The sequence below is a fragment of the Streptomyces sp. CB01881 genome (assembly GCF_002953255.1).
Taxonomy (GTDB): Bacteria; Actinomycetota; Actinomycetes; order Streptomycetales; family Streptomycetaceae; genus Kitasatospora.
In genome coordinates, this window is record NZ_CP026498.1 from 6,894,211 (window position 1) to 6,915,104 (window position 20,894).

The 20,894-nt window shown below is 73.4% G+C and carries 21 protein-coding genes, 1 tRNA gene and 2 pseudogenes; 11 read left to right on the forward strand and 13 right to left on the reverse strand.

Going from position 1 to position 20,894, the window contains the following annotated elements:
- The 4 genes and pseudogenes from C2142_RS40070 to C2142_RS19910 all read left to right on the forward strand — a co-directional run.
- Positions 1-1,238: pseudogene (locus C2142_RS40070) on the forward strand (heterodisulfide reductase-related iron-sulfur binding cluster); the annotation flags it as partial.
- A gap of 436 nt (positions 1,239-1,674) precedes the next feature.
- Positions 1,675-2,748, forward strand: a pseudogene (locus C2142_RS19900) (NDP-sugar synthase); the annotation flags it as partial.
- Positions 2,749-2,941: 193 nt separating this feature from the next.
- Entirely contained in the window at positions 2,942-3,967 is a 1,026-nt protein-coding gene (locus C2142_RS19905) for a Yip1 family protein (RefSeq protein WP_241002676.1), read from the forward strand.
- 175 nt (positions 3,968-4,142) lie between these two features.
- On the forward strand, positions 4,143-5,033 hold the full coding sequence (locus tag C2142_RS19910; RefSeq protein ID WP_148643910.1) for a metal-dependent hydrolase: 891 nt from the start codon (positions 4,143-4,145) through the stop codon (positions 5,031-5,033).
- 104 nt (positions 5,034-5,137) lie between these two features.
- Here C2142_RS19910 and dcd read toward each other — a convergent pair whose 3' ends face one another.
- Both dcd and C2142_RS19920 read right to left on the reverse strand, forming a co-directional pair.
- Positions 5,138-5,713 (reverse strand): dCTP deaminase, encoded by a 576-nt coding sequence (gene dcd, locus C2142_RS19915; RefSeq protein ID WP_148643911.1) that lies wholly within the window; start codon positions 5,711-5,713, stop codon positions 5,138-5,140.
- Between the two features lie 93 nt (positions 5,714-5,806).
- Positions 5,807-6,043, reverse strand: coding sequence for a hypothetical protein (locus C2142_RS19920; protein ID WP_148643912.1), 237 nt, complete (start codon positions 6,041-6,043; stop codon positions 5,807-5,809).
- 265 nt (positions 6,044-6,308) lie between these two features.
- Here C2142_RS19920 and C2142_RS19925 point away from each other — a divergent pair.
- Together C2142_RS19925 and C2142_RS19930 are read left to right on the forward strand one after the other, a co-directional pair.
- Positions 6,309-6,379, forward strand: a tRNA-Gly gene (locus tag C2142_RS19925).
- Between the two features lie 98 nt (positions 6,380-6,477).
- The gene (locus tag C2142_RS19930; protein ID WP_148643913.1) at positions 6,478-6,984 is read left to right on the forward strand and encodes a cupin domain-containing protein; all 507 of its coding nucleotides are present in this window, start codon (positions 6,478-6,480) and stop codon (positions 6,982-6,984) included.
- Positions 6,985-7,169: 185 nt separating this feature from the next.
- On the opposite strand, the gene C2142_RS19935 is transcribed toward C2142_RS19930, so the two are convergent.
- Positions 7,170-8,147, reverse strand: a complete 978-nt coding sequence (locus C2142_RS19935) for a helix-turn-helix domain-containing protein (protein WP_148643914.1) — start codon at positions 8,145-8,147, stop codon at positions 7,170-7,172.
- 72 nt (positions 8,148-8,219) lie between these two features.
- On the opposite strand from C2142_RS19935, the gene C2142_RS19940 reads away from it, so the two are divergent.
- Both C2142_RS19940 and C2142_RS19945 read left to right on the forward strand, forming a co-directional pair.
- Positions 8,220-8,552: a cupin domain-containing protein gene (locus C2142_RS19940; RefSeq protein WP_148643915.1), complete on the forward strand. Its 333-nt coding sequence runs from the start codon at positions 8,220-8,222 to the stop codon at positions 8,550-8,552.
- A 180-nt stretch (positions 8,553-8,732) separates the two neighbouring features.
- Entirely contained in the window at positions 8,733-9,257 is a 525-nt protein-coding gene (locus C2142_RS19945) for a DUF3995 domain-containing protein (RefSeq protein WP_148643916.1), read from the forward strand.
- 147 nt (positions 9,258-9,404) lie between these two features.
- On the opposite strand, the gene C2142_RS19950 is transcribed toward C2142_RS19945, so the two are convergent.
- The 8 genes from C2142_RS19950 to C2142_RS19985 form a co-directional block, all read right to left on the reverse strand.
- Positions 9,405-9,689, reverse strand: a complete 285-nt coding sequence (locus C2142_RS19950) for a hypothetical protein (protein WP_148643917.1) — start codon at positions 9,687-9,689, stop codon at positions 9,405-9,407.
- Positions 9,670-10,242, reverse strand: coding sequence for an RNA polymerase sigma factor (locus C2142_RS19955; RefSeq protein ID WP_148643918.1), 573 nt, complete (start codon positions 10,240-10,242; stop codon positions 9,670-9,672). The genes C2142_RS19950 and C2142_RS19955 overlap by 20 nt, the downstream gene beginning before the upstream one ends.
- Before the next feature lie 203 nt (positions 10,243-10,445).
- Entirely contained in the window at positions 10,446-10,919 is a 474-nt protein-coding gene (locus tag C2142_RS19960; protein ID WP_148643919.1) for a carboxymuconolactone decarboxylase family protein, read from the reverse strand.
- A 233-nt stretch (positions 10,920-11,152) separates the two neighbouring features.
- A complete protein-coding gene (locus C2142_RS19965) occupies positions 11,153-12,274 on the reverse strand; it encodes a nucleotide disphospho-sugar-binding domain-containing protein (RefSeq protein ID WP_148643920.1) in 1,122 nt (373 codons plus the stop codon).
- Between the two features lie 206 nt (positions 12,275-12,480).
- The gene (gene sigJ, locus C2142_RS19970) at positions 12,481-13,359 is read right to left on the reverse strand and encodes an RNA polymerase sigma factor SigJ (protein ID WP_148643921.1); all 879 of its coding nucleotides are present in this window, start codon (positions 13,357-13,359) and stop codon (positions 12,481-12,483) included.
- Positions 13,360-13,456: 97 nt separating this feature from the next.
- Positions 13,457-14,149 (reverse strand): NAD(P)-binding oxidoreductase, encoded by a 693-nt coding sequence (locus C2142_RS19975; protein ID WP_148643922.1) that lies wholly within the window; start codon positions 14,147-14,149, stop codon positions 13,457-13,459.
- Positions 14,150-14,361: 212 nt separating this feature from the next.
- Positions 14,362-15,141 (reverse strand): alpha/beta hydrolase, encoded by a 780-nt coding sequence (locus C2142_RS19980; RefSeq protein WP_148643923.1) that lies wholly within the window; start codon positions 15,139-15,141, stop codon positions 14,362-14,364.
- A 262-nt stretch (positions 15,142-15,403) separates the two neighbouring features.
- Positions 15,404-16,075: a TetR/AcrR family transcriptional regulator gene (locus C2142_RS19985; protein ID WP_148643924.1), complete on the reverse strand. Its 672-nt coding sequence runs from the start codon at positions 16,073-16,075 to the stop codon at positions 15,404-15,406.
- A 292-nt stretch (positions 16,076-16,367) separates the two neighbouring features.
- Between C2142_RS19985 and C2142_RS19990 the strand changes: the two genes are divergently transcribed.
- Positions 16,368-16,970, forward strand: coding sequence for a hypothetical protein (locus C2142_RS19990; RefSeq protein ID WP_148643925.1), 603 nt, complete (start codon positions 16,368-16,370; stop codon positions 16,968-16,970).
- 320 nt (positions 16,971-17,290) lie between these two features.
- On the opposite strand, the gene C2142_RS19995 is transcribed toward C2142_RS19990, so the two are convergent.
- Both C2142_RS19995 and C2142_RS20000 read right to left on the reverse strand, forming a co-directional pair.
- Positions 17,291-17,935 carry a response regulator transcription factor gene (locus C2142_RS19995; protein WP_148643926.1) on the reverse strand — a complete coding sequence of 215 codons (645 nt, stop codon included), beginning with the start codon at positions 17,933-17,935 and terminating at the stop codon, positions 17,291-17,293.
- A 124-nt stretch (positions 17,936-18,059) separates the two neighbouring features.
- A complete protein-coding gene (locus tag C2142_RS20000) occupies positions 18,060-19,325 on the reverse strand; it encodes a sensor histidine kinase (protein WP_241002677.1) in 1,266 nt (421 codons plus the stop codon).
- Positions 19,326-19,689: 364 nt separating this feature from the next.
- On the opposite strand from C2142_RS20000, the gene C2142_RS20005 reads away from it, so the two are divergent.
- Together C2142_RS20005 and C2142_RS20010 are read left to right on the forward strand one after the other, a co-directional pair.
- Complete coding sequence (locus C2142_RS20005) at positions 19,690-20,250, forward strand: heme-binding protein (RefSeq protein WP_148643928.1); 561 nt, start codon at positions 19,690-19,692, stop codon at positions 20,248-20,250.
- A 227-nt stretch (positions 20,251-20,477) separates the two neighbouring features.
- The gene (locus C2142_RS20010; protein ID WP_148644892.1) at positions 20,478-20,894 is read left to right on the forward strand and encodes a PPOX class F420-dependent oxidoreductase; all 417 of its coding nucleotides are present in this window, start codon (positions 20,478-20,480) and stop codon (positions 20,892-20,894) included.

Below are 20,894 nucleotides of genomic sequence, written 5' to 3' on the forward strand. Positions count from 1 at the left end.
GAGCCTGCGCCGCCTTCGGCAAGGCGCCGTACCTGCTGGCCGGCGGCGGCAAGGACATGGAGGGCACCGAGAAGGCCACCTCCGAGCAGCTCAAGGACGTCCCGGCGGCCGCCCTGGCCGAGGCCGAGCGCCCGCTGATCGGCACCGCCGAGGAGAACGGCGTCATCGACCCGGACGTCCTCTGGTCCTGCACCACCTGCGGCGCCTGCGTCGAGCAGTGCCCGGTGGACATCGAGCACATCGACCACATCGTCGACATGCGCCGCTACCAGGTGATGATCGAGTCCTCGTTCCCGACCGAGGCCGGGACGATGCTCAAGAACCTGGAGAACAAGGGCAACCCGTGGGGCATGGCCACCAAGGCCCGCCTCGACTGGGTCAAGGAGCTGAAGAAGGAGACCGGCATCGAGGTGCCGGTGATCGGCGAGGACATCGACCCCGCCGAGGTCGAGTACCTCTACTGGGTCGGCTGCGCCGGCGCCCTGGAGGACCGCGCCAAGAAGACCACCAAGGCCTTCGCGGAGCTGCTGCACACCGCCGGCGTGCAGTTCGCGATCCTCGGCAAGGAGGAGTCCTGCACCGGTGACTCCGCCCGCCGCCTGGGCAACGAGTTCCTCTTCCAGATGCTCGGCGCCCAGAACGTCGAGACCCTGAACGCGGCGCTGGAGGACGCTCCGAAGAAGCGGATCGTCGCCACCTGCCCGCACTGCTTCAACACCATCGCCAACGAGTACCCGCAGCTGGGCGGTCACTTCGAGGTCATCCACCACACCCAGCTGCTCCAGCACCTGATCGACGAGGGCAAGCTCGTCCCGGTCAACCCGGTCGAGGGCCTGATCACGTACCACGACCCCTGCTACCTGGGCCGCCACAACAAGGTCTACAGCCCGCCGCGCGAGATCATGGACAAGGTCCCCGGTCTGCGCCAGCAGGAGATGCACCGCCACAAGGAGCGCGGCTTCTGCTGCGGCGCCGGCGGCGCGCGGATGTGGATGGAGGAGCGCATCGGCAAGCGGATCAACACCGAGCGCGTGGACGAGGCGCTGTCCCTCAACCCGGACATCGTCTCCACCGCCTGCCCGTTCTGCCTGGTGATGCTCTCCGACTCGGTCAACGGGAAGAAGAACGAGGGCGCCGCGAAGGAGCACCTGAAGGTGGTCGACGTCGCCCAGCTGCTGCTCGACTCGGTCAAGGCGATCCCGCCGGCCGAGGCGCAGGCGGAGACGGTCGACGCCTGAGACCCGGCGGACCGGACCGGGCGGTAGGCGCCCGGGACCGGCGGACGGTCCCGAGAGGGCCGTGAGTACGTCCTGATGTTCGACAGTTCTGTCACAACTGCCCGGCCCGGTGGGTGCCACGAGCGCCCGCCGGGCCGGGCTTTTCGCCGGGCCCGCGAGCGGGCGTCCCGCCGGGCCCGGCAACGGGCCCGCCGCCCCGGTCCGACCGGGTCCCGCCCGGCTTCCCGGCTCGCGGCGAAGGCCGCAGCGGTCCGGCCCGGGCGCCAACCGCCGGACCGCCGGGAGGCGTCCCGGTTGGAAGGAAATACAGTAGGCGCCGGACCGGCCCTGTGCCGGTCGACCCGTTCCGGCCCACCGGGCGGGTGTCCTGACCACCGACGGAGGTATCGGCCCGCCGGGCCGGGCCGCAGAGACCACAAGGGGAACAGCGCAGACCATGACCGAGGCGATCATGCTGGTCGGTGGTAAGGGCACGCGACTGCGTCCGCTGACCACCCACACCCCCAAGCCCATGCTGCCCGTGGCAGGCGTCCCGTTCATCGCGCACCAGCTGGCCCGCGCGGCCGCCGCCGGGGTCACCCGCGTGGTGCTGGCCACGTCCTACCTGGCCGAGGTCTTCGAGGACCACTTCCAGGACGGCACCCCGTACGGCATCGAGCTGGTCTACCTGACCGAGCGCGAGCCGCTGGGCACCGGCGGCGCCATCCGCAACGCCGCCTCCGGGCTCACCTGCGGCCCCGACGAGCCGGTCCTGGTCTTCAACGGCGACATCCTGTCCGGCGTCGACATCGCGGCCCTGCGCGACGGCCACGTGGCCGCCGGGGCCGACGTCACCCTGCACCTCACCCGGGTCGAGGACCCACGCGCCTTCGGCCTCGTCCCGACCGACGGCAACGGGCGGGTCCTGGAGTTCCTGGAGAAGCCGGAGACGCCCGAGCAGATCGTCACCGACCAGATCAACGCCGGCTGCTACGTCTTCACCCGGTCCGTGATCGACCGCATCCCGGCCGGCCGCGAGGTCTCGGTCGAGCGCGAGACCTTCCCCGAGCTGCTGGCCACCGGCGCGCTGCTGCGCGGCGTCGTGGACACCTCGTACTGGCTGGACCTCGGCACCCCGGCCGCCTTCGTCCGCGGCTCGGCCGACCTGGTGCTCGGCAAGGTCGACTCCCCGGCCGTCCCCGGCCCGACCGGCGACGCCCTGCTGCTGCCCGGCGCGACCGTCCACCCGGATGCGGTGCTGAGCGGCGGCAGCGTCGTCTCCGAGGGCGCGGTGGTCGAGGCCGGCGCGATCGTCGAGGGCAGCGTGATCCTGCCCGGCGCCTCGATCGGCCCGGACAGCCTGGTCAAGGACTCGATCGTGGGCGCGTACGCCACCATCGGCGACCGGACGGCGCTGGACGGCGCGGTGATCGGCGACGGCGCGATCGTCCAGGCCGACAACGAGCTGCCGAGCGGCATCCGGGTCGCCTGCGGCACGCTGCTGCCGGTCGGCGCCGTCCGCACCTCGGCCGGCCCGGGCGGCTGCCCGGCCGGGACGACGGCCGCGGCCGCCGTGCACGCGCCGAAGGTGTCCGCGCAGCGCTGACGACGAGAGGGCCGGGGCGGCGCCGGGGCCCCGGCCCGGCCGTCACAGGCTCGCTGCAAACCTGCCCCGGCCCTGTGCCCGGCCGACGCGGAGTCAGCCGGACGGGTACCTTCGGAACGTGGCTGGTAATCGATACGACAGCGGTCAGGGTGCCGACCCCCGTGGCGGGTGGTCGGCTCCTCCGCCCCCGGCGGGAGCGCCCGGGGGGTACGGGCAGACGGACGGGCCGGAGTACTTCACGGCCCCGCACCGAGGGGCGCCGGGGGGCGGCCAGGGTCACGGGGGCCCGGACGGGCACGACCCGTACGCCGCCGACCAGCCCGGCCACACCCGGGCTTTCCCGACCGGCGGCGACCCGTACGGGGGCGAGCCGTACCCCTACCAGGGGCAGGGGTACCCGCAGGAGTACGGGCAGCCGTACCCGGACGAGCCGTACCCGGACGCCGGCCAGGGCGGCTACGGCGGCCAGGGTGGCTACGACGGGCAGGGCGGGCAGTACGGCTACGGCCAGGAGCCGGGATACGCCCAGGAGCAGGGTTACGCCCAGGACAACGTCGCGGTCTACCGGGCCGGCGGCCAGTCCGCCCCGCACGTCTCCGGCCCGCGCCCTGCCTGGCGCGAGCTGCTGGTCGGCATCTTCCGGAACCCGACCGCGACCTTCGACCGCACCCGCGACCACCAGGTCTGGCTCCCCGCGCTCACCGTCTCGCTGCTGTACGGCGCGCTGGCCGTGCTCGGCATCGGCCTGACCCGCGACGACGTCTTCAAGTCGACCTTCGGCGTCGCCCTGACCGCCATCCTCGCCGCCGCGGTCTGCTTCACCCTCGCGGGCGCCGTGCTCGGCGGGGTGACGTACGCACTGGCCCGCCAGTTCGGCGGGGACGGCCCGTGGAAGTCGACGGTCGGCCTCGCCGTGCTGATCGGCTGGATGACCGACGCGCCCCGGCTGCTGCTGGCCCTGGTCCTGCCGTCCGACAACATGGTGGTCCAGGCCGTCGGCTGGGCGACCTGGGTGTTCTGCGCCGTGCTGCTGACCACGATGGTCCGCCGGCTGCACGACCTCCCCTGGGGCAAGGCGGCCGGAGCGGCCGCACTGCAACTCCTCGCACTGCTGGTGCTGATCAAGCTGCCGACCCTGGGCTGACCCGGACGCGGTGCCCGGGCCGACCCGGCCGCGGTCCTCGGGCCGATCCGGACGCGGTGCCCGGGCCGACCCGGCGCCCCGGCCGCTTGTCGGGGGGCACGAGGGAGAATGGACGACGGGCCCCGCCTGCGGGGCCCGTTCCGCTTCCACCACCCTCACGCGCTCGGAGCCAGGCATGACCCTCCCCACCACCCACGTCAGCTTCCCGGCCGGGGCGGTGACCGGCGAGTCCCCGGTGCTCGCGGTGCACCCGCTGGACGGCGGCCGGTACGCGGTCGTCACCGAGGCGACCCCGTTCCACCCGCTCGACCACACCTGGCCCGACCAGCCGGCCGACCTCGGCACCCTCAGCGTCGACGGCACCGAGCTGGCCGTCGTCGACTGCCTGACCGGCGCGGTCGGCCCGGACGGCGGCGCACCGCTGGTCGGCGCCGACATCCCGGTCCGCCGCGGCGACGAGGAGTGGTCCTGGCTGGTCCTGCACGTGGTCGACGGCGACCCGGGCGACCTGGCCGGCAAGGTCGCGTCGCTCGCCGTCGACACCGAGCGCCGCGCCGCCCTCTGCGCCTCGCACAGCGGCTGCCACCTGCTCGCCCTCGCCCTGAACGCCGCCCTCGCCCCGCGCTGGCGCAAGGACCCGGGCCGCGCCGACGCCTTCGGCAACCCCGACTTCGACAGCCTCGCGATGGACACCTCGGTGATGGACACCGAGGCGAGCACCGACACCTACCGGCTCGGCAAGTCGCTCCGGAAGAAGGGCTTCACCACCGACGCCACCGAGGAGTTCCCGGCCCTCGCCGACGCGCTGCCCGCCCTCACCGAGGCCGTCAACCGGCAGCTGGCCGCCTGGGTCGCCGCCGACGCCGCCGTCCGCATCGACGTCCCCGGCCCCGAGCTGACCGCCCGCCGCCAGTGGCACTGCGAGCTGCCCGAGGGCCCCGCGCAGATCTTCTGCGGCGGCACCCACCTGCACCACCTCGGCGAGCTGGCCGAGCTCCGCACCGAACTGCGCCTCTCCGAGGACGGTAGCGAGCTGGTCGCCGTCACCCGCCCCAAGCGCGCCTGAGCAGCCCCGTGAACGCCGCGGGCGGCCACCCCTCGTTCTCCGGGGGTGGCCGCCCGCTGTGCGTGCCCTCTGGGTCCTTCCTCGTCCTTCTGCCGCGCTCCCGCTCAGACCTTCGTGCGGTGGAAGTTCAGGAACGAGCGGGACGGCGTCGGGCCGCGCTGGCCCTGGTAGCGCGAGCCGTACCGCTCCGAGCCGTACGGGTGCTCGGACGGCGAGGAGAGCCGGAACAGGCACAGCTGCCCGATCTTCATCCCCGGGTACAGCTTGATCGGCAGCGTCGCGACGTTCGACAGCTCCAGCGTCACGTGGCCGCTGAAGCCGGGGTCGATGAAGCCGGCCGTGGAGTGCGTCAGCAGGCCGAGCCGGCCCAGGCTGGACTTGCCCTCCAGTCGCGAGGCGACGTCGTCGGGCAGCGTGATGACCTCGTAGGTCGACGCCAGCACGAACTCGCCCGGGTGCAGGATGAACGCTTCGTCGCCCTCCGGCTCGACCAGCCGGGTCAGGTCCGGCTGCTCCTCGGAGGGGTCGATGTGCGGGTAACGGTGGTTCTCGAAGACCCGGAAGAAGCGGTCCAGTCGCACATCGATACTGGAGGGCTGGATCATCGCAGGGTCGAACGGGTCGATCGCGACCCGGCCCTTGTCGATTTCGGTCCGGATGTCCTTGTCAGAGAGCAGCACGCTTCGAGGTTACGTGCATGACACGGCCCCGGACGAATCGCCCGGGGCCGCAGCTGTCACTCCCGTCCCGCCGCTACGCGGGTTCCGCCCCGGTCAGGCCAGGAACTCCGCGGCCTCCAGCCGCATCGCCCGGGCCAGTTGCGGCTCGGACAGCTCCCGTACGTCGGCCAGCACCGAACTCCGCAGCCGTCCACACTGCGGACAGCGGATCAACCGGCCGGGCCCCAGCCGGCCGGGCCCGAGGTTCTGCATCGGGAACGTGGTGGTGCTGAACAGGTGCCCCTCGGCACAACGAACGACGGCGCGCTGCTCCATCGATCCCCTTCCCATCCTTACCGCAGTACTCACCCGTACTCATCGCGCCCCGAACGGCCGGGCCCCTCGGGACAGCGTCACATTAGGGGAACTTCCGGACATTCCATATCGCGGCTCGCCGCCCCGAAACCCGCCCGCCGGAGCTCTCTCACGCGGCCCAAACAGTACGCCCCCACCCCGCCCTCGCACTGCTCCGCCACGGCCTCCGGCCACCTGTGCAACAGGCCTCACGGATGGGGTACAGTGATGACGGATCGAGCGGTCTCTGACGGCTCATCAGGCGGGCGTAGTTTAATGGTAGAACATGAGCTTCCCAAGCTTAGAGCGCGAGTTCGATTCTCGTCGCCCGCTCCGTACCGAAAGCCGCAGGTCAGCGACCTGCGGCTTTCGTGTTGTCCGGGCCTGACGTACGGCATGCGTTCGCGTGATCAAGAGTCCAGGAGCAGGCAGTGTCCCTTTTCGTCCCCGACTTCGACGACACCGTCGTCGTACGCGCTGCCGACGCCGAACTGACGGGCGCCGGCGGCTCGGTGGTCAACCAGCTGCTCGTCGACAGCCCCGCCACGGGTGGGGCGCTCTCCAGCATGCGGGTCACGCTCGGCAAGGGCGCGAACGGCGCCCGCCCGCACCACCACGGCAAGTCCGCCGAGATGTTCTACGTCCTCGACGGGACCGTCCAACTCCTGTCCGGCGATCACGTGGTCACCGCGGAACGCGGGGACGTGGTCGTCGTACCGCCGGGCACTCAGCACGCCTTCGCCGCCGCGCCCGGCGAGATCGCGGACATGCTGGTCATCATCACGCCCGGGGTGGAGCGATTCGAGTACTTCCGCCATCTTGAGCGCATTCGCTACGGCAAGGTGCCGCCGGAGAGCCTCCTCGATGTCCAGGAGCTGTACGACTCCTACTTCGGGACCAGTGCGGTCTGGGAAGCTGCACGGGCTCCCCGCCCGTGACCACGAAGGCGGCCTGTGCGGTCTGGTCCCAGTCGGCCTTCGCCGTCCTCTGAACCCTGACGTGCCCCTGGCCGCGGTCGGCGAACCGCGGCGGTACGGCAGCGGGGAACACGATGGTCCCGGGTCCGGCCACGCCGACCGCGCCCCCCGGCAACGCGCGCAGGCTGCCGTGCGTGGGCGGCCCGTCACCGATGTCCGACGGAAGCCTCCTGCCGGGCTTCGCCGAAGGCTCGCCGGTAGGCGCCGGGGGTGGTGCCGAGGGCGGTCCGGAAGCGGTGGCGCAGGTTGACCGCGGAGGCGAGGCCGACCCGGGTGGCGATGGCCTCCACCGGCAGGTCGGTCTGCTCCAGCAGGACCCGTGCCGCCTCGATGCGTTGGCGCAGCAGCCACTGGCCGGGGCTGACGCCGAGCTGCTGGTTGAACCGTCGGGTGAGGGTTCGGCCGGACAGTCCGGCGTGCTCGGCGAGCCGGTCGACGCTCAGCCGGGTGCCGAGCCGGGAGGAGGCCCACTCCAGCAGGGGCGCCAGTGACTCGTCCGCCCTGGCGGGCTCGGGCCGCACGGCGTACTGGAGTTGGCTGCCCTCCCGGTGCGGTGGCAGCACCATGCTCCGGGCGACCTGGGCGGCATAGGCCGCGCCGTGGTCGGAGCGCACGAGGTGCAGGCACAGGTCGATGCCGGCGCCGGTCCCCGCGCTGGTCGCCACGTCGCCGTGGTCCACGTACAGCACGTCCGGGTCCACCTCGACCTCGGGGAAGGCCGCGGCGAGTTGGTCGGTGCGGCACCAGTGGGTGGTGGCGCGGCGGCCGTCGAGCAGTCCGGCCCCGGCGAGCAGGAACGCCCCGGTGCAGATCGCGACGATCCGCGCCCCGCGGCGGTGCGCATCCCGCAGGGCGGTCAGGACGGCCGGCGACACCGGGCCGCCCGGTGGCTGCCAGCCGGGGACGACCACGGTGTCGGCCGTCTCCAGGGCGGCCAGCCCGGCGTCGACGAGCATCGAGTACCCGAGGGTGGTCGCCACCGGCCCGGGGCGCTCGGTGCACACCTGGAAGTCGTAGTGCAACGGCACTCCCGTCCGGACGGTCCCGAAGACCTCGCCAGCGCACGCGAGCTCGAAGGGCGACTGGGGTTCGTTCAGCAGGGCGACCACTCGGTGATGGCTCATGGCAGGAATATATCCATGGATGTCTTTCCGGACTCTCGAAGTCGCGCACCGGTCTGACCCACAGTGGCCTCCATGAGCGAAACCAACGGAACGACGGCACTGAAGACCACCGTTCGGGTCGAGGAGGTCGAACCGGTCGAGGTCGTGCCCGGGATCGTGCGCCGCCGACTGCCGATGACCGAGTACGCCCGCGGCTGGCTGATCGACTTCGCCCCCGGCACCGAGTGGCCGGACGTCGACGTACACGCCACCGAGGAGCGCTACTACGTGCTGAGCGGCGAGGTGATCGAGGGGGAGGAACGCCACGGGCCCGGCACGTACGTGGTGTTCGCGCCGGGCAGCAGCCACCGTCCCCGAACGGAGACCGGCGCGCGGATGATCGGGATCACCGTGTCGGCCCGCTGACCCACCCGGCTTCGTCCGGCCGGGTGCGTCGGTACCCGGGGAGGACAGGGCTCCCCCGGCAGGGGGAGTGCGGGTTCGTGCGGCAGCCGGATCCGCAGCAGGTGCCCACCCGGCGAGACTCCGTTCCGGACCGGGAACGTCGGGACCACCTCGTCGAACCCACGACCTCTGGAGGACTTCATGGCGGCCGTGACCGCGATCCCCCTGCCCACCCGGCAGTCCCCGTGGGCCGGTTACACGGCTGCGGTGGCGGCTCTGGCCTATGCGGCACCGCACCTGTGGTGGGGCGCCGGTGTCGCGGCGACCTTCCCCGGCGACTTCGCCACGGCCCCGCACGGCACCCTGGAAGCGGCGATCGGCTACTGGGTGATGGGTGCGGTGGCCGTGTTCGGAGCGGTGCTCTCCCTCGCCCTGGTCCGCCCGTGGGGCCGGCGCATCCCGGTCCGCCTGATCGCCGTTCCGGCGGGCATCGCCTCGATCGGCATGACGCTGTGGGGTTTCACGTACTTCGCGATGCAGTACCTGCTCGCTGCCGGCCGCGTGGTCCCGGCTCCGGCCTTCGCCGCGCAGGACGCCCATCCGCAGAGCGTCTGGGGGCTCTTCTGGTACGCCCTCTTCCTCCTCTGGGGCATCACCCTCGGTACGGCCTCCTGGCAGCGCCTTCGCGCCCGTCCCCCGCGGTGCGAGGCCTGCGGCAAGGCCTGAGGGCAGGGCCTGAGGCACCTGGCGCCGGGCCGGATGCGGGGCTCCGGGCGACACGGGTGCTGAACCGGCCGTGCCGGATCCGTGCCGGATAGGGCGGTGAACGACGCTCAGCAGTGGCCGGATCCGATCGCCCGGGCGCCCGCCGGATCAGGTGTCGCCTCGGCCGGCGACGACCAGACTGCACTGGCCGTTCTCGCAGGAGCGCTGCAGCCGGCCCCTCGAAACGGTCTGCGCCAGCCCGATCGCCCAGCACATCGGACACCCGCGCAACGCGAGCAGGCCGACCGGCAGGAGCAGCAGGCTGACCGGGCCGACGACCGGTATGAGTGCGACGGAGCCGACCAGCGCGCCGAACCCCACCGCGCCGCGCGCCAGGTGCCGGGGCAGTGACGCGCTCGCGAAGTCCGGACCGTCAGCCTTCGTTCCCGTCATGGTTCCCTCCAGAAAGTGGGCCGGGTGCGGAGCGCAGTGCGAGTTGGAGCGCTGCGCGTGCTCGGTGCAGACGCGACTTCATCGCCGCCGTGGTGAGACCCAGCGCATCGGCCACCGTCCGTCCGCTGAGGCCCTGGACGTCTCTCATGATCAGCACGCGGCGCTGGTCGACGGGCAGGGCGGCGATCGCCGCCGCCACCCTGCCCGCATCGAGCCGTTGCAGGGCCTCCTCCTCGGCCGAGGCCACGGCGGTGTCCTGCAGCGGTGGGTGGTCCCGCATCGCCGTCCGCGCGCGCCGCAGGCACTCGTTGCGGACGATGCGGAACATCCACGACGCCAGTGCGCCGGAGGCCCGCAGCATCCCGATCTTGCGGTACAGGATGATCAGGGCTTCCTGCGCCGCGTCCTCGGCGTCCTCCGGGGTGGCGCAGAGGGAGCGGGCGAACCGCTGCACGTTCGGGTGTGCGCCCGACACCAGCGCGGCGATCGAATCGACGTCACCGCGCTGCGCGGCGACGACCAGCTGTTCGCCGGGCCAGGCCGAGTCAGCCACGCCCGCCCCGCTTGCGCTTCACGACGAGCATGCAGGTGCAGAGCAGCACCAGTGCGACGGCGATACCGACACCGAGGATCACGACAACCTCCAGGTTCTGTCCCGACGTTTGTCGGCACAGGTATAGGAGGCGCGGACCGTGCTGAAGGATTCGGGCCCCGCCCGGAAAGTTTCCGGGGCCACGGAGGCGGCCCGGGCGGGGCTCAGGAGAACTGCCCGGGCTGGTAGCCGCCGGCGGGCTGCTGGATCATGACGTTCGCGCGGTTGAAGGCGTTGATGAGGGCGATGCCGCACACCAGGGCCGCGAGCTGGTCCTCGTCGTAGTACTTGGCGGCGTTCGCCCAGACCTCGTCCGGGACTCCGCCGGCCGCGTCGGCGATGCGGGTGCCCTCTTCCGCGAGTTCGAGGGCGGCGCGCTCGGCGTCGGTGAACACCGTGGCCTCCCGCCAGGCGGCGACCAGGTTGAGGCGCGTCGCGGTCTCCCCGGCGTGCGCGGCGTCCTTGGTGTGCATGTCGACGCAGAAACCGCAGCCGTTGATCTGGCTGGCGCGCAGCTTGACCAGTTCCTGCGTCGCGAACGGCAGCGTCGAGTCCGCGAGGACCTTGCCCGCCGCGATGAGGTGCTTGCCGAACTTGGCCGTGACCGGGTTGGTGAAGACGTTCAGACGGGCTTCCATCGTGCACTCCTTGTCGTTGTCCGCTCTCGCCCTTGTAGACCGGACACCCCGGCGGGTTGTGACATGGAGCGGATGTGACGTGCGTCTCGTGATGTGCGGCGCCGGAGGGCGCGTGGTCGGCGTGGTGGGGTTCGGCAAGGACGGGACCCCGTCCGGCTTTCGCCGGGCGGGGTCCGTTGCCTTCCGGGGTGTAAGGGTGCAGGGATACCGGAGTGCAGGGGTGCCGGGGTGGGTCAGTGGGCGGCGAGGGCTTCGAGGGCGGGGACGAGGGCGGCCGGGGAGGGGAGGGCGGCGTTCTCGGCCTGGAGGGCGGTGGCGGCCGTGCGGAGGGCCGGGTCGGTGAGGAGGCGGGTGAGGAGGGCGGTGTCGACGTCGTCGGAGGAGGAGCGCAGGGCCGCGCCGGTGGCGGTGAGGGCGTCGGCGTTGGCGAAGTGGTCGGCGCCCTGGGGGAGCAGGAGCTGGGGGAGGCCGGCCTGGAGGGCGGTGAGCATGGTGCCGGAGCCGCCGTGGTGGATCAACGCATCGGAGGCGGTGAGCAGTTCGGCGAGCGGGACCCAGGGCAGCGCGCGGACGTTGTCGGGCAGGGTGCCGAGCGGGGTGAGGTCGGCGTCGCCGACGGCGAGCAGGAACTCGGCGTCCACCGCGGCGGCGGCCTCGATGAGGCGGACGATCGCGCGGACGCCGTCCAGCTCGGTGAGGACGGTGCCCAGGGTCACGGCGACGCGCGGGCGGTCGCCGCGGCGGAGCAGGCCGGCGGGGACGAGGCCGCCGCCGTTGTAGGGGATGTAGCGCATCCGCAGGCCGTCCGGGTCGCCGCCGAGCGAGGCGGGGACGATGTTCAGGGCGGTGGCCGCGGCGGGGCCGGCCAGGCCGTGGGCCTCGTAGACGTCGGTGAAGTTCGCGGCGATCCGCGCGGCCATGCCGTGGCCCGAGGTGACGCCGAAGTTCTGGATCGCCGAGGGGATCTTGAGCTTGGCCGCGACCAGCGGGGCGGAGGCCTGGAAGGAGTCGTAGACCAGCAGGTCGGCACCCCAGTCGCCGGCGGCGGCGAGCAGGCCGTCGACGGTGGAGCGGGAGGCGATGGCGAAGCCCCTGGCCGCCATGTTGAGGATCTCGTCCTGGGTCCTGTCGGCCGCGACGTACTGGACCTTCTCCCCGGTGGACTGCTCGAACGCCTCCCGGACGGTGCGGCCGTCGCCGATCTCGGTGATCGGGAAGCCGGCGGCCCGGAGCGGCTCCAGCGGCCTCGAACCGGCGAACAGCACTTCGTGTCCGGCGCTGCGCAGGGCCTGCGCGGTCGGGATCATCGGGAAGAGGTGGCCGGCCGCGGCCGGGCCGGTGAAGAGTATGCGCACGGATGTCTCCTGGTCATTCGTCAGTCGGTGGGGCGCGGGTCGTCCGTCGTCCACGGTCGGGGCCCGGCGCCCTCTTCACTCCGTGAACTGACGGACGGTCAGTTGGTGTTCCCGGGGGGATCGGTAATCGGACGTTCTGGCGCAGGCCTTGCCGGCCGGGGCGCGGTGTGCTCAGTCGTACGGGGGCGGTGGCGCGGTGCGGCCGGTCAGAGCGGCGGGACGGGGAGGGTGCGGAGCCGGTCGGGGTCGGCGAGGAGGTTGATCTCGGTGATCCGGCCGTCGACGACGGTGAGGGCGAGGATGGAGAACAGCCGGCCGTCGGGGGCGGTGACCAGGCCGAGGGCGCCGTTGACCAGGACCGGGCGTGCGAGCGGGGCCAGGCCGCGGAAGAGCAGCGCCTGCTGGGCGACGGCGGCGGCGCCGTGGACGAGGAGGGGCAGGGCGCCGAAGCGGGTGGCGCCGACGTCCGCGCGGAGGGTGATGTCGGGGTCGAGCAGGGTGACCAGGGCCTCGAAGTCGCCGGTGCGGGAGGCGGCGAGGAAGGCGTCCAGGACGACGCGCTGGCGCGTGAGGTCGGCCTCCGGGGTGGCCGCTCCGCGGACCCGGCGGCGGGCTCGGCTGGCCAGCTGCCGGGTGGCGGCGGGGGTGCGGTCGACGATCGGGGCGAGGTCGTCGAAGGGCACGGCGAACATGTCGTGCAGGACGAAGGCGAGCCGTTCGGCCGGCGGCAGGGTGTCGAGGACGACCATCATGGCCAAGCCCACCGAGTCGGCCAGCAGCGCCGCCTGTTCGGGGTCGGCGGCGTCGACCCGGCCGATCACCGGGTCGGGCACGTGGGTTTCCAGCGGCTCCTCGCGCCGGGCGGCGCGCGAGCGGAGCTGGTCGAGGCAGACCCGGCCGACGACGGTGGTCAGCCAGCCGGCCAGGTTGTCGACCCGGGAGGCGTCGGCGCGGCTGAGCCGGAACCAGGCCTCCTGGACGGCGTCCTCGGCCTCGCTCAACGAGCCGAGCATCCGGTAGGCGACCGACCGGAGCCGGGGGCGCTGCTGCTCGAACTGCCGGGCCAGGGAGTCGTCGTGGTTCATCGCGCGCCGTCGCAATCCGTCGTCGGGCTCCGCCGGGTCGCGGCGGGCCGGCCTCTGTCCGATGTCTGACGATAGGTCTGTCATGGTCGTCCGGGGGTCAGTTGGCGACGCCGACGGTCCGGTGGACCGACTCGGGCCGGTCCAGCAGGCCGAGCATGCAGTGGGCGACGTCGGCGCGGGCGACCGAGAGGCCGCGGCGCACGTTGCGCCCGTACGCCGTCCGGTAGTCGCGGGTGAGCGGCTTGTCGGTGAGGCGGGGCGGGCGGACGATCGTCCAGTCGAGCCCGCTCGCGCGGACCACGTCCTCCATCTGCGCCAGGTCGGCGTAGTGACGGCGGAGCGCGGCCCGGGTGAGCGGTGCGCCGAGGTGGCGCATGAAGAAGCCGTCCCCCGGGTCGTGCCGGGGCGGCTCCGGGCGGGCGGGCGAGGGGACGGTGCCGATCGGGGCCGCGCTGACCACGATCAGGCGCTGGGCGCCGACCTCGCGCATGGCGGCGGCCACGGACCGGGTGCCGCGCCAGGCGACCCCGGCCTCGGCGCCGGAGCGCGGGCCGAGGGCGGAGAGCACGGCGTCCGAGCCGGCGATCGCGGTGCGCAGGGTGGCCGGTTCGGCGGTGGCCAGATCGGCCTGGACGACCCGGACGGTCTGTGCGGCGGGTGTGCGGCCGGTGGTATCGGACAGTCCGGCCGGGTTGCGGACCACGGCGGTGACGTCGTGGCCCGCCGCGAGGGCCTGGGCGAGGAGCTGCCGTCCGATACCGCCGGTGGCGGCGAGGATGGTGAGTTTCATCTGCTGCCTCCTGTCTGCGAGGGGTGGCGTGCGGCGGCGACACCCTATGAGCGGATCGGAGGCCCGGAGTGTGACGACGGGGGCGGCGAATGTGACGCAGGTCACATCGCCGCCCGGGCGGCGGGGCCGGGCTGCCGGGGCCCGGGCGGCGGGGCCCCTGGCTGCGGGGCTCGGACGGTGGGGGCTCAAGCGGCGGGGACTCAGGTGGGGGCTCAGGCGGCGGCGAGGAAGTCGCGGACGGTCCGGGTGAACGCCTCGGGCTGCTCGGCGAGCACGACGTGGCCGGTGTCGAACTCGGCGTACTCGCTGCCGGCGATGGCCGCGTGCAGGCGGCGCGCGTTCTCCACCGGGATGGTGGCGTCCTGGGTGCAGCCGATGACCAGGGTCGGGGCCTGGACGCGGGGGAGCAGGGTGGTGATGTCGAGGTCGAGGTCGAGGGCGATGTGCCGCAGGGTGCCGGGGGTCGGCTGCATGAAGGCGGCGGCGGCCTCGACGCCCTCGCGGCCGATGCGGTTGAGGAAGCCGCGGCTGAAGGCGGTGAGGGTGGCGTAGCGGCCGAAGGCGGCCGGGTCGCCGGCGAGGGAGAGCCAGACGGTCATCATGTTGCGCAGGTACTCGTCGTCCGAGTTGATCCAGCCCGAGGCGGCGACCAGTCGGCGCACCTGGTCGGGGCGGCGGGCCGCGGCGGCGGTGGCGATGACGGCGCCGAGCGAGAAGCCGACCACGTGGACGGGGCCGCGTCCGGCGTGCTCGATGACGGCGTTGACCTGGGCGGCGAGGGTGTCGATGGTCAGTTCGGCGCCGTCGTCCTCGGCGGCCTCGCTGCCCGACAGGTCGGGGAGCAGCAGGGTGTAGCGGTCGGTGAAGGCGTCCAGCAGGTTGTCCCACATGCCGGAGCCGGGGCCGGTGCCGTGGACGAGGATCACGGTCTCGGGGCCGTCACCCACGACGCGGTAGGGGATGCGGGCGGCGTCGACGGTGATGGTGGGCATGGCGGGTGGTCCCTTCCGAGGGGGTGAGGTGCTGACAAGAAAGTAAACTACACGGTGCAGAGCAGTGATTCAACTACACCGTGCAGTGCAATGTTGGGCTGGGCGAGGGCCGGATGCGTGGCGAGGGTCAGGGGTGGGGCCGGGCCGGGGGTGGGGCCGGGATGTGTGCGTGGCCCGGGTGAGTGCGTGGCGAGAGCCGGTATGCGGAGAGGGCCGACCCCGTTCCGGGGTCGGCCCTCTCCGTGGCGGAGGCGGGGTCGCGTCAGCCGTAGAGGCGCAGGAACGCGCGGATGCCGGCGGTGACGCCCGCCTCCAGATCGGCGTCGGGGAGCGGGATCGCACCGAAGAAGCTGGCGTCGGCAGCCCCGCTGAACGTCAGCAGGGTGAACTGGGTCGCGGCCAGCGTCGCGTCCTCGATGTGCAGCAGCCCCTGGTCGGCGAGGCGGCCGAAGTGTGCGGTGAGGTCGCGCTGGGAGGCGAGCGGGCCCGCGTCCAGCCAGGCGCCGAGGACCTCGGGCGGGATGTTGCCGGCCTCGGCGCGGATCGTGCGGCCGAGTGCGGAGTGGTCGCCCGCGGTGAGGACGGCCCGGGCGCGGTCGAGGGCGAACGCGGTGAGGTCGGCCTCCAGGTTGACGATCTTGTGCAGGTGACGGTCGGCCAGGGCGGCGATGGCCTCGGTCAGCTCGCCGGCGGTCTCCAGGGCGACGGAGAGGAACAGTTTCTCCTTGTCGCCGAAGTGGTTGTAGATGGTGCGCTTGGACACCCCCGCCTCGGCGGCGATCGCGTCCACGCTGGCGCGGGTGTAGCCCTCACGGCCGAAGACCGTGCTTGCCGCGCGGGCGATGGCCTGCCGCTTCTCCGGCATCCGGCGCGAGCCCGTGGCCGGTGCGGGTGCCCCGGGGGTTGCCGGGGTTTCTGAGGTCCCTGGGGTCATCGGGTGGTCTCTCCTTCGGGCTGGTTACACTACTCGGTGCAGTGTATGCATGTCGGCGCGGCAGGGGTGGCAGGGGCGGCCTACGGGGTCGAGGTGGCGGAGCTCGGCCGAGGTGGTCGAGGTGATGGGGTCCGGCCGATGTGCACGGGAGCGGCAGAACGTGTGCCCGGTGCGTCGGCGGTGGAACTGGCGCGGTGCGGCGGGCCGTCCAGGGAGTGCAGAGGAACGGAATCCTTCCCGGGTTGAACGCCGGGAGAAGACGGAGGCCCCGGTGCAGCCAGGTGGTGCCGAAGTGAACGTCGAGACTCCCGCCGGAACGCTGCCGGCGTCCGCGCTGCCGGCCGTCCCGTCCGTGCGTACCGCGCCGGTGGACCAGGAGGCGGCGGCCGTGCGCTGCGAGAGCCTGTTACAGGACTCGTTGGACGGCGTCCGGCCGCGGCTCACCTGGCGGCACGGGGCCGCCCGGGCCGGTGCGCGACTGCCGCTGCCGGGGTCGGGCCCGGACGACGCGGCCGTGCACTGGTACGTCGGCCGGAGCCGGGACATCGTCACCATCGTCTCGGCGGCCCGTCGGGCGGCGCTGCCGGCCATGGTCGAGACGCAGTGGCGCCGGCGCGGCTGGACCGTCACCTCGGTGAACGCCGGACGCGAGTGGCCCGGCCTCGCGGCGACCACGCCGGACGGCTACCGGCTCGCGCTGGAGTTCGGCGAGCTGGGCGAGGCGCGGCTGACGGCGGTCTCGCCGGGAGTGGCCCGGTCGGAGCGGCCGGAACAGCCGGGGTGGTCGGAACGATCGGAGCGGTCGGCCGGCGGCTGGGGTGAAGTACCGGGATCCCAGGGCTACTTGGCGCGACTGCCGGAGGTGTGCTGCCCGTTCTGGAGTGCCATGGGGTAGCCGGGGCGAGGCGGTGCGCGATCCGGTGCGGGGGTGGTGTCGGACGGGGAGGCGAGGCGCGGAGCGGGTCCCCCCGGACACGCTCCGCGCCACCTCGTCGCACGGCTTCGGCGCGCGTCGCTCCCCCCGGACTCCCCGGCCCGCGCCGTCCCCCCTGGCAGTGCCCTCCGGCGAGGGCGGTCCGCACAGGCCTCGGCGAGCTCCCCTTGTGGCCGGAGGCGTCGTTGATCTCCACGCTAACAAACCGAGTGGTTGGTTTGTCAATGATCGGATCCACGAAACATCCACATCTTCGCTGCGGAACGGGGCCGCGCGGACACTCAGCGCAGCAGTCGGCGCTCCTTGGCCACGGCCACCGCACCGGAGCGGGTGTCGACGCCCAACTTGTCGTAGATCCGGCCCAGATGGGTCTTCACCGTCGCCTCGCTGATGAACAGCGCGCGGGCGATCTCCCGGTTGCCCAGGCCCTGCGCCAACTGGGCCAGGATCTCCTGCTCGCGCTCGGTGAGCTGCGGAACCGGCGCCCGCATCTGGGCCATCACCCGGGAGGCGACCGGCGGCGAGAGAACGGTACGGCCGCGCGCCGCCGCGTGGACCGCGGCGAACAGTTCCTCCGGCCGCTCGGCCTTCAGCAGGTAGCCGGTGGCGCCCGCGCCGATCGCCCGGGTGATGTCGGCGTCGGTGTCGTAGGTGGTGAGGACCAGGACGTGCGGAGCACCGGGAGCGGCGGTGATCCGGCGCGTGGCCTCCACGCCGTCGATGCCCTCGCCGAGTTGGAGGTCCATCAGTACTACCTGGGGCGCGAGCCGGGCGGCCAGGGCGACCGCCTCCTCCCCGTTGCTCGCCTCGCCGACCACTTCGATGTCCCCGGCACTGGCCAGCAGTGCCAGCAGGCCGGCCCGGACGACGGCGTGGTCGTCGCAGACCAGCAGACGGACCGGCTGTGCCGCGGGGACGGCGCTCATACGCACCTCTTGATCGTTTTGATCGTTCGTTCGGCGGGGGTTCGTTCGGCGGGGGTTCGTTCGGCGGGGGTTCGTTCGGCGGGGGTTCGGTTGGCGGAGGTCTGTTGGGCGGGGGTTCGCTCGCTCATCGCGGCTCCAGCGGGATCGCGGCGGAGACGACGGTGCCCTCGCCGGGGGTGCTCTCGACGGTCAGGGTGCCACCGAGCTGGCGCAACCGGGCCCGCATCGCGGGCAGTCCGTGGCCGCGGCCGGCATCGGGCCGGGCACCACCGGCGGGCTGTCCGCTGACACCCGTCCCGTCGGTCCGGAACCCCCGGCCGTTGTCGGCGATGTCCAGGACCGCCTGGTCGCCGAGGAAGGAGAGCGTCAGGGCGGCGGCCGAAGCGCCCGAGTGCTCCCGGACGTTGGCCAGCGCGCCCTGGGCGATCCGCAGCAGCGCGGACTGGGCGGCGGCGGGCAGCGGCACCGCGGTGCCGTCCAGGTGGAAGCGGACCGGCAGACCGCTCTCGGCGGACTCCCGCCCGGCGAGCGCACGCAGCGCCTGGTCCAGCGTGCGGCCGTCGGCGAGTTCGGCGGGTGCGAGGTCGTGGACGAAACGGCGGGCCTCGGCCAGGTTGCGGGCCGCCACCTCGGCGGCGGTCCGGACGTGGGTCCGGGCGGTCGCCGGGTCGGCGTCCCAGGTGCGGTCGGCGGCCTGGAGCAGCATCTGCTGGCTGGAGAGGCCCTGGGCCAGGGTGTCGTGGATCTCCATGGCCAGCCGTTCGCGCTCGGCCAGGGTGCCCTCCCGCCGTTCCGTGGCGGCGAGTTCGCGCCGGGTGCGGCGCAGGTCGCGGATCAGCGCGCGCTGCCGCTCGGCCTGCCGCTCCATGAAGAGGAAGACGCCGGTGGCCAGTGCCGCCACGGCGGGCGGCAGCAGGATCAGGTTGGCGTCCACACCGCCCAGCCGGACCTCGCCGACCACCACCAGCAGCGTGAGCGCCGCCACCATCGGGATCGCTGCCCGCGCGGGCAGCGTCCGCAGGGCCGTGTAGACCAGCGGGACGGCGCACCACGCGAAGCTCGGCGCCAGCAGCACCAGCACCACCCAGAGCGCGACCACCAGGGCCAGCGGCCAGAGCCTGCGGTGCTGCCCCGGGGCGGGCGGGCGGCGGTGCGCCAGCCAGGAGCCGGCCGGCTGGGAGACCGCCAGGGCGAGGCTGAGGCCGACCACCCAGGGGATGCGCGGGTTGCCGGGGTGGTGGCCGAGGTAGCGGCCGAGCGAGGTGGCGAGCAGCAGCAGGAAGGCGGAGTCGAGCAGGACGGCCAGCCGGCCCGCGTCCGGCTCCCCGGCGGTGCCGCGCGCGGTGGCGGTGCCGGGCTCGGTGGCGGTGCCGGGCTCGGGCTGGTCCACGTGCTCGCTCCTCACTCCGCGTCGGGTGCGGCGGTTGCCGCACTGCCCGGGGCCGACCGGGCCGACCGGCCGACCGGCCGACCGGGCCGGCTCACCGGCTCACCGGGCTTGCCGGGCCCACCGGGCTGACCGGTGCTGACCGGCGCTGACCTGCGTCGATCCCTCGATGGTGACCCGTCCGGCCGGGGCGCGCATCAGCCGATCGGTTGACGGGCCCGTCAACCATCATGCGCGTGAGCGGCCGCCGGACCGTCGATGTGGGGGAGGGGTCCGCGGCCGGAGGATCGGTACCGAAGCCGCCGAGCCCGATCCGGTCCCCCTGGTTCCGGCCGTGGCCCCGACCGAACCGACGAGGAGCCTGACCATGAAGAAGACCTCCGTGCGCACCCGCGTGCTGACCGGTACCGTCGTCGCCGCCGCGCTCGCGGCCGCCACCGTCGGCGCCGTCTCCGCCAGCGCCGAGACCACCGAGGCCCCGGCCGCCGCCGCAGCGGTGAAGTCCGACACCCAGAACAAGAACCTCACCCAGACCACCGGTCTGACCGTCGAGGCCGCCACCAAGGCCGCCCAGGCCAGCTTGGACGCGGCCAGCAAGGCCGGCCAGCACATCTCGGTCGCCGTGGTCGACCGGGACGGGATCACCCGGGTGCTGCTCAAGGGCGACGGGGCCGGCCCGCAGTCGCCGGAGTCCGCCGAGCGCAAGGCGTTCACGGCCGTCTCCTGGAACGCGCCGACCTCCGAGCTGGCCAAGCGCCTCGCCCAGGCGCCGAACCTCAAGGACATCCCGGGCACGCTGTTCCTGGCCGGCGGCGCCCCCGTCCAGGCCAAGGGCGCGCCGATCGCGGCGATCGGCGTCGCGGGTGCGCCCAGCGGCGACCTCGACGAGCAGTTCGCCCAGGCGGGCGTTGCCGAGCTCGCCAAGTAGCCGGACCCGCCGAGCAGCCGGACCCGCCGAGTAGCCGGACGCCGAGCAGCCGGCTGCTCACCGGCCGGCTGCTCACCGGTCGGGGGCCGGGGTGGGCCCCCGACCACCCCGGCCCCCGACCGTCCCGGCGTCCCGGTGCCCCACCCCCAGGGGGCCCGTGCCGGGAATCCGTCCGGTACTTGGTGCGGTGCCGTGCCGGAACGGCCAGGATGACCGGCATGGCACACATGACCGAGGCCGAGTGGCGCGCCTTCCTCTCCGCCGGCACCCGTACCGCCAAGATCGCCACCACCAGGGCCGACGGCCGCCCGCACGTCGCGCCGGTCTGGTTCCTGCTGGACGGCGACGAGATCGTCTTCAACACCGGGGCGAACACCGTCAAGGGCCGCACCCTCGCCCGCGACGGCCGGGTGATGCTCTGCGTGGACGACGAGCGCCCGCCGTTCTCCTACGTCCTGGTGCAGGGCACGGCGAACCTCAGTGACGACCTGGCCGAGGTGCGCACCTGGGCCACCCGGATCGCCGCCCGCTACATGGGCGAGCACCTCGCCGAGCAGTACGGCGCCCGCAACGGGGTTCCGGGCGAGCTGCTCGTACGAGTGAAGATCGAGAAAGTCGGCGCAGAACAGGGGGTGGCCGACTGA

What these genes read in the sequence shown, in the direction of transcription:
- C2142_RS19910 (WP_148643910.1), top strand. Translation starts at nt 4,143, where the DNA reads ATGACCCTCCCCACCACCCACGTCAGCTTCCCGGCCGGGGCGGTGACC.
- C2142_RS19920 (WP_148643912.1), bottom strand. Translation starts at nt 6,043, where the DNA reads ATGGGAAGGGGATCGATGGAGCAGCGCGCCGTCGTTCGTTGTGCCGAG.
- C2142_RS19935 (WP_148643914.1), bottom strand. Translation starts at nt 8,147, where the DNA reads ATGAGCCATCACCGAGTGGTCGCCCTGCTGAACGAACCCCAGTCGCCC.
- C2142_RS19940 (WP_148643915.1), top strand. Translation starts at nt 8,220, where the DNA reads ATGAGCGAAACCAACGGAACGACGGCACTGAAGACCACCGTTCGGGTC.
- C2142_RS19945 (WP_148643916.1), top strand. Translation starts at nt 8,733, where the DNA reads ATGGCGGCCGTGACCGCGATCCCCCTGCCCACCCGGCAGTCCCCGTGG.
- C2142_RS19950 (WP_148643917.1), bottom strand. Translation starts at nt 9,689, where the DNA reads ATGACGGGAACGAAGGCTGACGGTCCGGACTTCGCGAGCGCGTCACTG.
- C2142_RS19960 (WP_148643919.1), bottom strand. Translation starts at nt 10,919, where the DNA reads ATGGAAGCCCGTCTGAACGTCTTCACCAACCCGGTCACGGCCAAGTTC.
- sigJ (WP_148643921.1), bottom strand. Translation starts at nt 13,359, where the DNA reads ATGAACCACGACGACTCCCTGGCCCGGCAGTTCGAGCAGCAGCGCCCC.
- C2142_RS19975 (WP_148643922.1), bottom strand. Translation starts at nt 14,149, where the DNA reads ATGAAACTCACCATCCTCGCCGCCACCGGCGGTATCGGACGGCAGCTC.
- C2142_RS19980 (WP_148643923.1), bottom strand. Translation starts at nt 15,141, where the DNA reads ATGCCCACCATCACCGTCGACGCCGCCCGCATCCCCTACCGCGTCGTG.
- C2142_RS19985 (WP_148643924.1), bottom strand. Translation starts at nt 16,075, where the DNA reads ATGACCCCAGGGACCTCAGAAACCCCGGCAACCCCCGGGGCACCCGCA.
- C2142_RS19995 (WP_148643926.1), bottom strand. Translation starts at nt 17,935, where the DNA reads ATGAGCGCCGTCCCCGCGGCACAGCCGGTCCGTCTGCTGGTCTGCGAC.
- C2142_RS20005 (WP_148643928.1), top strand. Translation starts at nt 19,690, where the DNA reads ATGAAGAAGACCTCCGTGCGCACCCGCGTGCTGACCGGTACCGTCGTC.
- C2142_RS20010 (WP_148644892.1), top strand. Translation starts at nt 20,478, where the DNA reads ATGACCGAGGCCGAGTGGCGCGCCTTCCTCTCCGCCGGCACCCGTACC.